This is a genomic window from Streptomyces broussonetiae, assembly GCF_009796285.1.
Taxonomy (GTDB): domain Bacteria; phylum Actinomycetota; class Actinomycetes; order Streptomycetales; family Streptomycetaceae; genus Streptomyces; species Streptomyces broussonetiae.
The window spans coordinates 5,362,883-5,377,182 of sequence record NZ_CP047020.1 but is presented as its reverse complement, the minus strand read 5'-3'; the positions used below and the strand labels follow the sequence as shown (position 1 = coordinate 5,377,182).

Annotated in this window: 15 protein-coding genes; 8 read left to right on the top strand and 7 right to left on the bottom strand. The window is 69.5% G+C overall.

The features are described 5' to 3' along the window. Positions 1-22 precede the first annotated feature (22 nt). Genes GQF42_RS24935 through cseC form a run of 4 tightly spaced genes read left to right on the top strand, consistent with a single transcriptional unit; the run spans position 23 to position 3,325 of the window. Entirely contained in the window at positions 23-562 is a 540-nt protein-coding gene (locus GQF42_RS24935; protein ID WP_158923421.1) for a SigE family RNA polymerase sigma factor, read from the top strand. A 41-nt stretch (positions 563-603) separates the two neighbouring features. Then, entirely contained in the window at positions 604-1,206 is a 603-nt protein-coding gene (locus tag GQF42_RS24930) for a hypothetical protein (RefSeq protein ID WP_158923419.1), read from the top strand. Between the two features lie 44 nt (positions 1,207-1,250). Then, entirely contained in the window at positions 1,251-1,955 is a 705-nt protein-coding gene (gene cseB, locus GQF42_RS24925; RefSeq protein ID WP_158923417.1) for a two-component system response regulator CseB, read from the top strand. A gap of 11 nt (positions 1,956-1,966) precedes the next feature. Next, positions 1,967-3,325: a two-component system sensor histidine kinase CseC gene (gene cseC, locus GQF42_RS24920; RefSeq protein WP_158923415.1), complete on the top strand. Its 1,359-nt coding sequence runs from the start codon at positions 1,967-1,969 to the stop codon at positions 3,323-3,325. Positions 3,326-3,365: 40 nt separating this feature from the next. Here cseC and GQF42_RS24915 read toward each other — a convergent pair whose 3' ends face one another. Beyond that, positions 3,366-3,947 carry a TetR/AcrR family transcriptional regulator gene (locus GQF42_RS24915; RefSeq protein WP_158923413.1) on the bottom strand — a complete coding sequence of 194 codons (582 nt, stop codon included), beginning with the start codon at positions 3,945-3,947 and terminating at the stop codon, positions 3,366-3,368. Between the two features lie 126 nt (positions 3,948-4,073). On the opposite strand from GQF42_RS24915, the gene GQF42_RS24910 reads away from it, so the two are divergent. Then, on the top strand, positions 4,074-4,826 hold the full coding sequence (locus GQF42_RS24910) for an SDR family oxidoreductase (RefSeq protein WP_199272784.1): 753 nt from the start codon (positions 4,074-4,076) through the stop codon (positions 4,824-4,826). 148 nt (positions 4,827-4,974) lie between these two features. Here GQF42_RS24910 and GQF42_RS24905 read toward each other — a convergent pair whose 3' ends face one another. From GQF42_RS24905 to GQF42_RS24895, 3 genes are all read right to left on the bottom strand, one after another. Beyond that, entirely contained in the window at positions 4,975-5,418 is a 444-nt protein-coding gene (locus tag GQF42_RS24905) for a VOC family protein (protein ID WP_158923411.1), read from the bottom strand. Further along, the gene (locus tag GQF42_RS24900; protein WP_158923409.1) at positions 5,415-5,906 is read right to left on the bottom strand and encodes a helix-turn-helix transcriptional regulator; all 492 of its coding nucleotides are present in this window, start codon (positions 5,904-5,906) and stop codon (positions 5,415-5,417) included. The genes GQF42_RS24905 and GQF42_RS24900 overlap by 4 nt, the downstream gene beginning before the upstream one ends. A 160-nt stretch (positions 5,907-6,066) precedes the next feature. Further along, positions 6,067-7,641, bottom strand: a complete 1,575-nt coding sequence (locus tag GQF42_RS24895) for an MDR family MFS transporter (protein WP_158923407.1) — start codon at positions 7,639-7,641, stop codon at positions 6,067-6,069. 125 nt (positions 7,642-7,766) lie between these two features. Here GQF42_RS24895 and GQF42_RS24890 point away from each other — a divergent pair, with 125 nt between their 5' ends. Continuing rightward, positions 7,767-8,378, top strand: coding sequence for a TetR/AcrR family transcriptional regulator (locus GQF42_RS24890; protein WP_158923405.1), 612 nt, complete (start codon positions 7,767-7,769; stop codon positions 8,376-8,378). On the opposite strand, the gene GQF42_RS24885 is transcribed toward GQF42_RS24890, so the two are convergent. After that, complete coding sequence (locus tag GQF42_RS24885) at positions 8,368-8,919, bottom strand: M23 family metallopeptidase (protein WP_158923403.1); 552 nt, start codon at positions 8,917-8,919, stop codon at positions 8,368-8,370. The two genes, GQF42_RS24890 and GQF42_RS24885, sit on opposite strands and share 11 nt — an antisense overlap. 444 nt (positions 8,920-9,363) lie before the next feature. Here GQF42_RS24885 and GQF42_RS24880 point away from each other — a divergent pair, with 444 nt between their 5' ends. Continuing rightward, positions 9,364-9,984, top strand: coding sequence for an HAD family acid phosphatase (locus GQF42_RS24880; RefSeq protein WP_158923401.1), 621 nt, complete (start codon positions 9,364-9,366; stop codon positions 9,982-9,984). 114 nt (positions 9,985-10,098) lie between these two features. Here GQF42_RS24880 and GQF42_RS24875 read toward each other — a convergent pair whose 3' ends face one another. Continuing rightward, on the bottom strand, positions 10,099-12,624 hold the full coding sequence (locus GQF42_RS24875) for an ATP-dependent Clp protease ATP-binding subunit (protein ID WP_158923399.1): 2,526 nt from the start codon (positions 12,622-12,624) through the stop codon (positions 10,099-10,101). Positions 12,625-13,081: 457 nt separating this feature from the next. Between GQF42_RS24875 and GQF42_RS24865 the strand changes: the two genes are divergently transcribed. Beyond that, positions 13,082-13,789: an SCO3374 family protein gene (locus GQF42_RS24865; protein WP_233273454.1), complete on the top strand. Its 708-nt coding sequence runs from the start codon at positions 13,082-13,084 to the stop codon at positions 13,787-13,789. Here GQF42_RS24865 and GQF42_RS24860 read toward each other — a convergent pair. Then, complete coding sequence (locus tag GQF42_RS24860; RefSeq protein WP_158923397.1) at positions 13,768-14,103, bottom strand: histone-like nucleoid-structuring protein Lsr2; 336 nt, start codon at positions 14,101-14,103, stop codon at positions 13,768-13,770. The genes GQF42_RS24865 and GQF42_RS24860 overlap by 22 nt on opposite strands. Between the last annotated feature and the right edge of the window lie 197 nt (positions 14,104-14,300).

Below are 14,300 nucleotides of genomic sequence, written 5' to 3'. Positions count from 1 at the left end.
CGGGGAACGGAGGCGGTTGATCATGGCGCAGGGAGAGGTGCTCGAATTCGAGGAGTACGTCCGCTCCCGGCAGGACGCGCTGCTGCGCAGCGCCCGCCGGCTGGTCCCGGACCCGGTCGACGCCCAGGACCTGCTGCAGACCGCGCTGGTGCGGACGTACGGCCGCTGGGAGGGCATCGCCGACAAGCGGCTGGCCGACGCCTATCTGCGCCGCGTCATGATCAACACGCGGACCGAGTGGTGGCGGGCCCGCAAGCTGGAGGAGGTCCCGACCGAGCAGCTGCCGGACGCGTCCGTGGACGACTCCACCGAGCAGCACGCCGACCGGGCTCTGCTGATGGACGTCATGAAGGTACTCGCGCCGAAGCAGCGCAGTGTTGTAGTACTGCGACACTGGGAGCAGATGTCCACGGAGGAGACGGCCGCCGCCCTCGGCATGTCGGCCGGTACGGTCAAGAGCACGCTGCACCGGGCGCTCGCCCGGCTCCGCGAGGAGCTGGAGGCCCGCGATCTGGACGCACGCGCGCTGGAGCGTGAGGAGCGGGAGCGTTGCGCGGCCTGACAGGGGCCGGGTCCGACCGGGCCCCAGGCGGTACACAGGCGGTGATCACGGCAGGGGCCGTGCTCGCCGCCCTCGCCCTTTTGGTCGCCGCGTGCGGCACGGGCGGCACGGGCGCCCGGGACGAGGGCCCGGCACACGCCTCGGCGGTGGCCGGTGCCGTCGCCTCGCCCTCGGCGAGCGCGCCCGGCGTGTACAAGAAGGTGGACGCGGTGACGCTGATCAAGCAGGACCCGCAGGTCTCGACCACGGTGAAGAACGAGCTGAAGCCCTGCAGCGGCGAGGAGTACCCGGTCGACGTCACCTACGGCCGGCTCACCGGGAGCACCCGGGACGATGTCGTGGTCAACGTGCTGACCTGTGCGGACGCGGTCGGCATCGGCTCGTACGTGTACCGGGACGAGGGCGGGACGTACAAGAATGTCTTCAAGACCGAGGAGTCGCCGGTCTACGCGGAGATCGACCAGGGCCTGCTGACCGTCACCAAGCAGGTCTACAAGAAGGGCGATCCGATCTCCAGCCCGTCCGGCGAGGATGTGATCACCTACGACTGGTCCGGGGGCCGCTTCGTCGGCCGGCCACCGGTCCACACCGACTACGGCAAGACCGGCACGGGCGGTGACGCGACACCCGCGCCCGACAACTGACCGACCACGACCACCGAACGACCCCAAGGACTGAGAGCACCGGGATGGCAGACCAGACCCACGTCCTGTTCGTCGAGGACGACGACGTCATCCGTGAGGCCACCCAGCTCGCCCTGGAGCGGGACGGCTTCGCGGTCACCGCCATGCCCGACGGCCTGTCCGGCCTGGAGGCGTTCCGGGCCGACCGTCCCGACATCGCGCTGCTGGACGTCATGGTCCCGGGCCTGGACGGCGTCAGCCTGTGCCGGCGGATCCGGGACGAGTCGACCGTGCCGGTGATCATGCTCTCGGCGCGCGCCGACTCCATCGACGTCGTCCTCGGCCTGGAGGCGGGCGCCGACGACTATGTGACCAAGCCGTTCGACGGGGCCGTGCTGGTCGCCCGGATCCGGGCCGTACTGCGCCGCTTCGGGCACGCGGGCGGCAGCGACCGGACCGAGGCCGCCGAGGACCCGGTGGCCGGTGGCGTGCTCACCTTCGGGGACCTGGAGATCGACACCGAGGGCATGGAGGTGCGCCGGGCCGGGCAGCCGGTGGCGCTCACCCCGACCGAGATGCGTCTGCTGCTGGAGTTCTCCTCGGCGCCGGGCACCGTGCTCTCCCGCGACAAGCTGCTGGAGCGCGTGTGGGACTACGGCTGGGGCGGGGACACCCGGGTCGTCGACGTGCATGTGCAGCGGCTGCGCCAGAAGATCGGCCAGGACCGGATCGAGACGGTCCGCGGCTTCGGCTACAAGCTGAAGGCCTGAGCGGGGCGCACATGTGGGGGTTCCTTCGGCGGCCGAAGCGGCGTATGGAGCGCATGGACCTGCGTACCGGGCTCAGATGGAAGCTCAGCGCGGCGATCGCGCTGGTGGCCGGTCTCGTGGCGATCGTGCTGAGCCTGGTCGTGCACAACGCGGCCCGGGTCTCGATGCTGGACAACGCGCGCGAGCTGGCCAACGACCGCGTCCAGATCGCCCAGCGCAACTACGAGCTGAACCGCCGCCCCAACTTCCCCAACATCAAGCTCGACGACCCCGCGCTGCCGGCCGCGCTGCGCGAGAAGCTCGAAGAGGGCCGGATGGTCAGCGACGTCTCGGACCACGCCGGCCGGGCGGACATCTGGGCGGCCGTGCCGGTCAAGAACGGGCACGTGCTGTCGTACCACAGCCATCTGCCGGATCCTTCGGCCGAGATGCTGAACGATCTCGACCAGGCCCTGATCATCGGCTCGGTCTCGGTCGTCCTCGGCGGCAGCGCGCTAGGCGTGCTGATCGGCGGTCAGCTCTCCCGGCGGCTGCGCAAGGCGGCGGCCGCCGCGAACATGGTCGCCAAGGGCGAGACCGACGTGCGGGTGCGCGAGGCCATCGGCGGGGTCGTACGGGACGAGACCGATGATCTCGCGCGCGCGGTGGATGCCATGGCGGACGCGCTGCGCCAGCGTCTGGAGGCCGAGCGCCGGGTCACCGCCGACATCGCGCACGAACTGCGCACCCCGGTGACGGGCCTGCTCACGGCCGCCGAGCTGCTGCCCCCCGGCCGTCTCACGGAGCTGGTCCTGGACCGCGCCAAGGCGATGCGCACACTGGTGGAGGACGTCCTGGAGGTGGCCCGGCTGGACGGCGCCTCGGAGCGGGCCGAGCTGCAGGACATCATGCTCGGCGAGTTCGTCACCCGGCGTGTGGCGGCCAAGGACCCGGACGTCGTCGTACGGGTGGTGCACGAGTCGGAGGTCACCACCGACCCGCGTCGGCTGGAGCGGGTGCTGTTCAACCTGCTGGCGAACGCCGCCCGACACGGCCGGCCGCCGATCGAGGTGACCGTCGAGGGCCGGGTCATCCGCATAAGGGACCACGGCCCCGGCTTCCCCGAGGAACTCCTCGCCGAGGGCCCGAGCCGCTTCCGCACCGGCAGCATGGACCGCGCCGGGCAGGGCCACGGCCTGGGCCTGACCATCGCGGCCGGCCAGGCCCGCGTCCTCGGCGCCCGCCTGACCTTCCGCAACATCCGCCCCGTGGGAGCCCCGGCCCACATCCCCTCGGAGGGCGCGGTGGCGGTGCTGTGGCTTCCGGAACACGCTCCTACGGCGACGGGAAGCTATCCGATGCTGCCGGTGTCGGGCGGCAGCACCTCGTAGGACGGCCGGCGCTGCCGGGGGACCGCGAGCCCGACGGCGCTCAGCGCAGCAGTTCGTCGGCGCATCGCACCGCCGTGGCCGCGTCCAACGGCGCGTGTCCCAGCAGGAACCGGTACCAGAAGAAGCCGTAGAACTGGTCGACCAGCAGGTCGAGGTCCCGGTCGGGGGCCAACTCCCCCCGCTCACGCCCCCGTTCGAGTACCGCCCGGACGGCGTCCCGCCGCCCTTGCGTGAACGTCCGCATCAGTTCGGCCAGATGGGCATCACGGGCCGCCTCCCGGACGAGAGTGCGCAGCGCCGGGGCCGACGGCGGACGCCGGGATGCCTCGAACGTGGCGACGGCCAGCGCGCGCAGGTCCTCGCGCACACTGCCCGTGTCCGGCGCGGGCACGTCCTGGGCGGCGCGGTCGGTGAGGGCCTCCAGCAGCACGGCACCCTTCGACGGCCACCAGCGGTAGAGGGTCTGTTTGCCGACCCCGGCCGCGCGGGCGATGGTCTCCACGCTCACCGGGGCGCCGTCGGCGTCGGCGAGCAGTTCCAGCGCGGCGTCGAGAATCGCCCGCCGCGCGGCCTCGTTACGGCGCCGCCCGGTGTGCGGGCGGGGTTCGTTGCTGTCGTGCACAGACCCATCCTCTCCGACTCCGTACGCCACAGGCTTGACGAGACTACCGGTCTCGGTAACACTTTGACGAGACCGGTGTTCTCGGTAATGGACCGGAACCCGGTGAGCCTCGGGAGAGAGCCAGCCATGAGCACTCCGAACAGCCCTGTGCACCCGCTCGCCGGACAGCGTGCCGTCGTCATGGGAGGCAGCTCCGGCATCGGCGAGGCGGCTGCCGCCCGCTTCGCGGCGGACGGCGCGGAGGTGGTCATCACCGGCCGCGACCAGGACCGCCTCGACGCCGCGACGGAACGGATCGGCGGCAAGGTCTCGGCGTACCGGCTGGACGCGACGGACCGCGCCGCGCTCGACGCCTTCTTCGCCGGCTCCGGCCCCGTCGACCACCTCGTCCTCGCGCTCAGCGGCAGCAAGGGCGGCGGCCCCTTCGCCGAACTGGACCTGGCCGAGCTGGCGGCCGGCTTCGACGGCAAGTTCTGGCCGCACGTCCAGGCAGTGCAGGCCGCGCTGCCCGCGCTGCGGCGCGAGGGCTCGGTGACCCTGGTGACCGCCGCCTCCGCCCGCGCCGCCCTGCCCGGCACCGCGGGCCTCGCCGCGATCAACGGCGCCCTGGAGTCCCTCGTCCCGCCGCTCGCGGTGGAACTGGCCCCGCTCAGGATCAACGCGGTCTCGCCGGGCGTCGTCGACACCCCCTGGTGGGACTCCGTACCCGCCGAGCAGCGCCGTTCCCTCTTCGACGGCTTCGCCGCGATCACCCCCGTGGGCCGCGTCGGACGGCCCGAGGACATCGCCCACACCATCCACCTGCTCGCCACCAGCGGCTTTGTGACCGGTGTGGTCCTGGAGGCGACGGGCGGGGCGACGCTGGCGACAGGCCGCTGAGGCCCCCGGCCACCGGGCCCCGACCCCTACGGCGTCCCGGCCCCAGCCCCCTGCCGCCGGGACGCGCCCCAGGTAACCGTCGGGCCCGGCGGGCCCGGCGAGTGGCCGTCGGGCCCGGCGGACGGCCGCCAGACTCGGCGGACGGCCCTCAGGCACAGTCCCGTTCCAGGTCCAGCCCGCCCTCACGGCGCTGGGTGAAGGAGAACCAGTTGCCGGAGTCGTCCCGGAAGAGTGCCTCGGTGCCGTAGGGGCGCTCCTGCGGCTCCTGGAGGAACTCCACTCCACGGTCCTTGAGTTTCCTGTAGTCACCGTGGATGTCGTCGGTCGCCAGGACACCGACGCCGAAGGCACCCTTCGCGACGAGCTTGCGCACCATCTCGGCGGACTCGGGGTCCATCGCGGGTGGCCCGGGCACCATGAGCGTCAGCTCGACGTCGGGCTGGTCGGGGGCGCCCACGGTGAGCCAGCGCATGCTGCCCTCCCCCATGGTCAGGTCCGTACGGACCTCGAGGCCCAGCTTCTGGGTGTAGAACTCCTTGGCACGGTCCGGGTCGAGGACCCAGACGGTGGCGATGGCCAGCCCCTTGATCATGGTTCTGCTCTCCTGTCGGCGGTGCCGGTGATGCTGTCGGCGGATTCCCCTTCGTCACCGTAGGCAGGGCCGGGCCCGGTCCGCTTCTCCGATCTTGCGGTGCTGAAACCGCCGGCCCAGAGCATGGCGTAGCAGCCGGGTATCAGGGAGGCTCCGCGACCCACGTGCCGGGCGCGGTACGCGCTCGGGGTGAGTCCCGTACGGGCCTTGAAGCGGGCGGAGAACGTACCGAGGCTGCTGAAGCCGACGAGCGTGCAGATCTCGGTCACCGTGAGACTGGCACAGCGCAGCATCTCCTCGGCCCGCTCGATCCGCCGGTGGGTCAGATACTGGCCCGGCGTCTCGCCGTAGGCCTCCTTGAAGGCGCGCAGGAAGTGATACCGCGAGTACCCGGCGCACGCGGCGACCGCGTCCAGATCGAGACCGGGGTCGGCCCAGTCCCGGTCCATGGCGTCCTTGGCCAGACGCATGCGGCGCAGTTTGTCCATGAGGCCGATGGTGACACGGGGGTCTGACAACGACGGCCCGGCCGGATGAGCAGGGCGACCGCACGGGTAGAAGGCGGGCGGGCCAGGGGCGGGCGGGCAGAAAGGAAGAAGACCCCGGGGCGGACACCGGCCGGGGTCTTCAGCTCGAGGGAAGGTGAGGTCAGACGGCCTCGACCAGTGCCACCGGAGCAGCATCCTCGCCGTCCTGCGCCGAGGGCTTGGAACCGGCCCCCCGCAGCGGTACTTCCTTCACGAACAGCGCCGCGATCAGCACGATCACCGCGATCCCCGCGCCCAGCAGGAACGCCGAGTGCGTGCCGGCGGACACGGCGTGCTGGTACGCCTCCCGGATCAGCGGCGGCAGCTTGTGCAGGCTCTTCGCGTCCAGCGCCGCGCTCTTCTCGGTCATGTGCTTGCCGGCCACCCCGGCCCGCTCCGCCATGACGTGCTTGACCCGGTCGTTGAACAGCGCGCCCATGATGGCCACACCGAAGGAGGAGCCGAGGGTACGGAACAGCGTCGCGGAGGAGGAGGCCACGCCCATGTCCTTCATCTCCACGCTGTTCTGCGCCACCAGCATGGTGATCTGCATCAGGCAGCCCATGCCCAGGCCCAGTACGGCCATGTAGATGCCGGAGGTCAGCCGGGTCGTACCGGTGTCCATGACGGACAGCAGATACAGTCCGGCGACCATCAGCGCGCCACCGGCGACCGGGAAGATCTTGTAGCGGCCGCTGTTGGTGGTGACCCGGCCCGCGACCATCGAGGTCACGAGCATCGCGCCGAGCATCGGCAGGAGCAGCAGACCTGAGTTGGTCGCGGAGGCTCCCTGCACCGACTGCTGGTACAGCGGCAGGTAGAGCGTTGCGCCGAACATCACGAAGCCGGTGACGAAGCCGATGATCGACATCAGGGTGAAGTTGCGGTTCTTGAACATGTGCAGCGGCAGCACCGGCTCGGCGGCCCTGGTCTGCCACCACACGAACCCGATCAGCGTGACGACGCCGATGGCGATCAGTTCCATGATCCGCGCGGAGGTCCAGGCGTACTCGGTGCCGCCCCAGGTGGTGACCAGCACGGTCGAGGTGATGCCGACCGTCAGCAGAGCGACGCCCAGGTAGTCGATGCGCGCCTGCGCCCTCTTCTTGGGCAGGTGCAGCACGGCGCTGACCAGCGCCAGGGCCACGACCCCCAGCGGCAGGTTGATGTAGAACGACCAGCGCCAGCCCCAGTTGTCGGTGATGGTGCCGCCGACCAGCGGACCGCCGATCATCGCCAGCGCCATGACGCCGGCCATCATGCCGGTGTACTTGCCGCGCTCCCGCGGCGGGATCAGGTCGCCGATGATCGCCATGACGCCGACCATCAGACCGCCGGCGCCGAGCCCCTGCACGGCCCGGAAGCCGATCAGCTCGCCCATGTTCTGGGCCATGCCGCTGAGCGCCGACCCGATCAGGAAGATCACGATCGAGCTGAGGAAGGCGCCCTTGCGCCCGTACATGTCACCGAGCTTGCCCCAGATCGGGGTCGAGGCCGCGGTGGCCAGGGTGTATCCGGTGACCACCCAGGACAGGTGCTCCAGGCCGCCCAGCTCGCCCACGATCGTCGGCATGGCCGTACCCACGATCATGTTGTCGAGCATGGCGAGCATCATCGCGATCATGAGTGCGAGCAGGACCACCCGCACGCTTTTGGGCTGTTTGCCCTCCGGGGCACTTCCGACCGTGTCCGCCATCTCTTTCCACTCCCCCTGCAGCGACTACTTACTTGCCGCCCGGCTAGTTGACTACACTGGGGAAGGTAGACCTGTCACTAGCCGGTCGTCAAGTAAGTTTCCGTCGGAGTGCGAGGAGTACGAGGATGGGCGGCACCATGGACGGCACGAAGCAGCAGCGCCGCGGCAACACCCGCCAGCGCATTCAGGACGTGGCGCTTGAACTCTTCGCGGAGCAGGGCTACGAGAAGACCTCTCTGCGCGAGATCGCCGAGCGCCTCGAGGTCACGAAAGCGGCCCTGTACTACCACTTCAAGACCAAGGAAGAGATCATCGTCAGTCTCTTCGACGACTTGACGAAACCGATCGAGGAACTGATCGAGTGGGGTCGCAGCCAGCCTCACACCCTCGAGACCAAGCAGGACATCGTGCGGCGCTACAGCGACGCGCTCGCCGGCGCCGAACCGCTGTTCCGCTTCATGCAGGAGAACCAGGCGACGGTGCGGGAACTGCGCATCGGCGACACCTTCAAGGACCGGATGCGCGGCCTCAGGGACATCCTCATCGACCCGGAGGCCGAACTCGTCGACCAGGTGCGCTCGGTCAGCGCGATGTTCACGCTGCACGCCGGGATGTTCGTGCTGCAGGACATCGAGGGCGACGCCGAGAAGAAGCGCGAGGCCGTTCTCGAAGTCGCCCTGGACCTGGTCACCCAGGCGCACGAACACACCCGTCAGCGGGCCCGCTTCAGAGAGTGACGCCCTTGCCGCGCAGGAAGGCGGCCGGGTCGACGGCGGAGCCGTGGTGCGGGGTCGTACGGATCTCGAAGTGCAGGTGCGGACCGGTGGAGTTGCCGGTGGAGCCGGACAGGGCGATGCGCTGGCCGGTAGCGACGCCCTGGCCGACCTTGACGTCGATCCGGGACAGGTGCGCGTACTGCGAGTAGGCGCCGTCGGCGTGCTTGACGACGATGGCGTTGCCGTACGCGGGGCCTTCGCCGGCGCCGTTGGGGCCTGCCTTGACGACGGCGCCGCCGCGCGTGGCGACGACCTCGGTACCGGTCGGCACGGCGAAGTCCTGGCCGCTGTGCCTGGCCTGCCACATGGCGCCGGACTGCATGAACCTGGCCGAGAGGGTGTACTTCCTCACCGGGTCGACCCAGGAGGCGGCGGACGGCGCGGCGGCGCTCGCAACCCCGGTCCCCACGACGGCCGCGGCGCCGATTCCGGCGGCCAGGACGGTCACGCGGGTGCGGAGCGAGGGCGTACGGGAGGAACGGGACGTGGCGCGCTGGAACATCGAAACCTCGTGGACTCGGGGACAGAACCGCCACCCGGTGAACGCGCGTTCAGTCCGGCGGCCATTCCTTCGTAACGCAGCACCTCGTACGCCCCAAAACAGCGCTTCTACGGCTTCTGGTAGTAGATGACCGCGAAACCATCCGTGCTCTTGACAGGACCCCGACCCGCCGGGCACGGCCCCTGGCGACGCCGTTCCCTCCCGGATGGTTCCAGGCAAAAAGTCCCTTTTCCTGACCTTTACCATCCTACTGCCCCGGTTAGTAGGGGGCAGGTCGCCTGTGCGGCTTGTCACCGGGGTCCCGAACCGGCGATCACGCACATGTGACGCACACCTCCGGGCCTCCTACCGTTCAGTAACCTTACGGTTCCCCCCACGCCACCCTCGCCTCGGATCATGCCCCTGACATTCAGGCCGCCCACCCGTGCGAGAGGACCCCCACCGATGACCAGAGGCCCCTGGGCTCGCCGCATATCCGCCACCGCCGTCTCCGGGGCCGCGCTGGCCGCGCTGGCCGCCCCGGCCCAGGCCGCGACCACGAGCAGCACCGCCGCCACCGCCTCGACCACCAAGGTGGACTACGCGACCTGGCAGAAGGACTGCCAGTCGGTGATGGACCAGGCCCTGCCGTACCTCAAGGCACGCATCGCCGCCGCCAAGCCGGGCGAGAGGCAGGCGATCGTCTTCGACATCGACAACACCACACTGGAGACCGACTACGGCTTCAGCTACCCCCAGCCGGCCAACAAGCCCGTGCTGGACGTCGCGAAGTACGCCCAGGAGCACGGCGTCTCGCTCTTCTTCGTCACGGCCCGCCCGGGCATCATCTACCTGCCCACCGAGTACAACCTCGAACACGACGGCTACGACGTCTCCGGCCTCTATGTGCGCGGCCTGTTCGACCTGTTCAAGGATGTCGCCGCCTACAAGACCGCCCAGCGCGTCGACATCGAGAACAACGGCTACACGATCATCGCGAACATCGGCAACAACGCCACCGACCTCTCCGGCGGCCACGCCGACAAGACGTTCAAGCTCCCCGACTACAACGGGCAGTTGTCCTGACGCGAAGCCCTGAGCACATGAACCCGGTCTTCTGACACGGACTTACGCGAACACCGAAAGGGGCCGGTGCCCCAAGGCACCGGCCCCTTTCAACTCGGCTGATCCGCTGGACGCTTACGCGTCCTTGCTCAGGTTCGGCCCGGCTCCGCCGGCCGCCTGCTCGATCGGCGGGACGTCGGGCAGCGCCGCCTTCTCCTCACCCCGGAAGGTGAAGGTCTGGGTGTCGCCCTCGCCCTCGGTGTCCACGACCACGATGTGACCGGGGCGCAGCTCGCCGAAGAGGATCTTCTCGGAGAGCGTGTCCTCGATCTCGCGCTGGATCGTGCGACGCAGCGGACGCGCGCCCAGCACCGGGTCGTAACCCTTCTTGGACAGCAGCTCCTTGGCGGACTGGGACAGCTCGATGCCCATGTCCCGGTCCTTCAGGCGCTCGTCCACCTTGCTGATCATCAGGTCGACGATCCGCAGGATGTCCTCCTGCGTCAGCTGCGGGAAGACGACGACGTCGTCGACGCGGTTGAGGAACTCGGGCCGGAAGTGCTGCTTGAGCTCGTCCGACACCTTGTTCTTCATGCGCTCGTAGTTCGACTTCGTGTCACCCGAGGCCGCGAAGCCCAGGTTGAAGCCCTTGGAGATGTCCCGGGTGCCGAGGTTGGTCGTCATGATGATGACCGTGTTCTTGAAGTCCACGACCCGGCCCTGGGAGTCGGTCAGGCGACCGTCCTCCAGGATCTGCAGCAGCGAGTTGAAGATGTCCGGGTGGGCCTTCTCGACCTCGTCGAACAGGACGACGGAGAACGGCTTGCGGCGCACCTTCTCGGTGAGCTGGCCGCCCTCTTCGTAGCCCACGTAGCCGGGGGGCGAACCGAACAGACGCGAGACCGTGTGCTTCTCGCTGAACTCCGACATGTCGAGGGAGATCAGCGCGTCCTCGTCACCGAAGAGGAACTCGGCAAGGGCCTTGGACAGCTCGGTCTTACCGACACCGGACGGGCCGGCGAAGATGAACGAACCACCCGGACGCTTCGGGTCCTTGAGGCCTGCGCGCGTACGGCGGATCGCCTTGGACAGCGCCTTGACGGCGTCGACCTGGCCGATGACCCGCTTGTGCAGCTCGTCCTCCATGCGCAGCAGGCGGGAGGACTCCTCCTCGGTCAGCTTGAAGACCGGGATGCCGGTGGCGGTCGCGAGGACTTCGGCGATCAGCTCGCCGTCGACCTCGGCGACGACGTCCATGTCGCCGGCCTTCCACTCCTTCTCGCGCTTGGCCTTGGCGGCCAGCAGCTGCTTCTCCTTGTCACGGAGAGAGGCGGCCTTCTCGAAGTCCTGCGAGTCGATCGCGGACTCCTTGTCCCGGCGGACGGCGGCGATCTTCTCGTCGAACTCGCGCAGGTCCGGCGGAGCGGTCATCCGGCGGATACGCATCCGGGAGCCGGCCTCGTCGATCAGGTCGATCGCCTTGTCCGGCAGGAAGCGGTCCGAGATGTACCGGTCGGCCAGGGTGGCCGCCTGGACCAGGGCCTCGTCCGTGATGGAGACGCGGTGGTGGGCCTCGTAGCGGTCGCGCAGGCCCTTGAGGATCTCGATCGTGTGCGGCAGGGACGGCTCGGCGACCTGGATGGGCTGGAAGCGGCGCTCCAGGGCCGCGTCCTTCTCCAGGTGCTTGCGGTACTCGTCCAGGGTGGTCGCACCGATGGTCTGCAGCTCACCACGGGCCAGCATCGGCTTGAGGATGCTCGCGGCGTCGATGGCGCCCTCGGCGGCACCCGCACCGACCAGCGTGTGCAGCTCGTCGATGAACAGGATGATGTCGCCGCGGGTGCGGATCTCCTTGAGCACCTTCTTCAGGCGCTCCTCGAAGTCACCGCGGTAGCGGGAGCCGGCGACCAGGGCGCCGAGGTCCAGCGTGTAGAGGTGCTTGTCCTTGAGCGTCTCAGGCACCTCGCCCTTGACGATGGCCTGGGCGAGGCCCTCGACGACGGCGGTCTTGCCGACGCCGGGCTCACCGATCAGGACCGGGTTGTTCTTCGTACGGCGGGACAGCACCTGCATGACCCGCTCGATCTCCTTCTCGCGCCCGATGACCGGGTCGAGCTTGGACTCACGAGCGGCCTGGGTGAGGTTCCGGCCGAACTGGTCCAGGACGAGGGAGGTCGAGGGGGTGCCCTCGGCCGGACCGCCGGCGGTGGCGGTCTCCTTGCCCTGGTAACCGGAGAGCAGCTGGATGACCTGCTGCCGGACCCGGTTGAGGTCTGCGCCCAGCTTGACCAGGACCTGGGCGGCGACGCCCTCGCCCTCACGGATCAGGCCGAGCAGGATGTGCTCCGTACCGATGTAGTTGTGGCCCAGCTGAAGAGCCTCGCGGAGCGACAGCTCCAGGACCTTCTTGGCACGGGGGGTGAAGGGGATGTGCCCGGACGGAGCCTGCTGGCCCTGACCGATGATCTCCTCCACCTGCTGGCGGACCGCCTCAAGCGAAATGCCGAGGCTCTCCAGGGCCTTAGCGGCGACACCTTCGCCCTCGTGGATGAGACCCAGGAGGATGTGCTCGGTGCCGATGTAGTTGTGGTTGAGCATCCGGGCTTCTTCCTGAGCCAGGACGACAACCCGCCGCGCGCGGTCGGTGAACCTCTCGAACATCGTTAATCGCTCCTCAGAGCGGTCAGGCAGTGGGGGGAACTTCCCCTCCCTGTCCTTCCGCAGCTTAGTCCCGCAAGCGGGGACCGCTCATTCCAACTGCCGACACCGTCCTTGGCCTCCTGACCCCGAACGCCGACATATGCTCCAACCCGATGGTGCGAGACGATGTTCCCGCAGGCCAGGCAGTTACCCCACTCGCCAGTACGCCGATGGCGAACGTGAGACGGCCCGTCCTGCGTGTCGCCCCCTCCCACTAGGCATGTCTTACCCGCCGGCACCGACACTCCATGCCGCGCGCCCCCGCTCCCTCCGCTATGGGCGAACAACCTCGCGCCTCCCCGTACCCCCACGCGCCCCCATTTCCGGGACTCTGCGCGTTCGGGAGGACACCCAGCGTAACTTCGCGCCTGCTTCGGCGGTTGCACTTGGCATGGCTGGCTCGGCCCTCGCGCACCACATGACTGACGCGAATCCCACGCATCCCAGGGAGCCCGGGAGACTCACGGCACCCTCGGGCCCCGCGACCGACGACTCCACGGTCCACACCGTCCCCCTTCCGCGCCGGCCCCTCGGTCCGGGGCCGCAGCCCTGCGCTCCGCCGGCCGGCCCGGAGGCGCGGGCCCGCCACTGGTACGAGAACGATCTGGGATGGACGACCGTGCCCGGACGGCCGCTGCGGCTGCTCACCGGAGTGCGGTTCGACGTCCTGGACGTGCCGGCCGAGGCGGGCGCGGGAGCGCTCCGGCATCTCGCACCGGGCTCTCCGGTGGCCCTGCGGGGCGACCGGATGGAACTGCTGGTGGCCGCGGGCAGCGCGGAGGAGCTGCCGGGGCTGCTGGACTGGCTGGAGTGGAGCGCCGTCGCCCTCGACCTTCGGGTCCTGGGCACGGGCGAGTCACTGGAAGCACCGGTGCCGCCCTTGTGGGGGGCGGCCGGTTCCGTACGGGGGGCCGCCGTGTGGCTGCGGCCCCCCGGGCCGGGCCGCGAGGTCGAAGCCTCGTTGCCCGCGCTGTCGGCCGTGGGACACGAGGGGAGCGCCCACGATCTCGTGCGACTGGTGGACACGGTGGCAGCGTGGTGTCACCGGATCCGGCTGCGGCACGCGTGCGCGCGCACCGAGTCGTCTCCCGCCATACGGCGAGATCAGCCGTTGGCCTTCTCGTAAGCCTCGCGAATGGACGCGGGAACACGGCCGCGGTCGTTGACCTCGTAACCGTTCTCCTTGGCCCAGGCGCGGATCGCCGCGGTGTCCTGGTTGCCACCGGAAGCGGCACGCGCCTTTCCACGCCCCCCAGAGGCACGGCCTCCGGTACGACGACCGCCCTTCACATAGGCGTCGAGAAGTCCACGCAGCTTGTCCGCATTGGCGGTCGTGAGATCGATCTCGTACGTCTTGCCGTCCAGCGCGAACGTCACGGTCTCGTCCGCCTCGCCGCCGTCGAGGTCGTCGACAAGAAGGACCTGAACCTTCTGTGCCACCGGATTTCCTTTCATCGATAACGTTGAGGACCAGGGGTGTGCGGCGTCCCGCCGTTTCGCCGCCCCTGTTATATGCAGTACTGCAGTACGTCGGAAAGCAAACCGCTTTTGCCGGAAAAACTCAAACCCCTGGGAGAGGACCGGTGGACCGACTCCGTCCGGAAACATACGCGTTTCGGACATAGGGCACCGGGGCA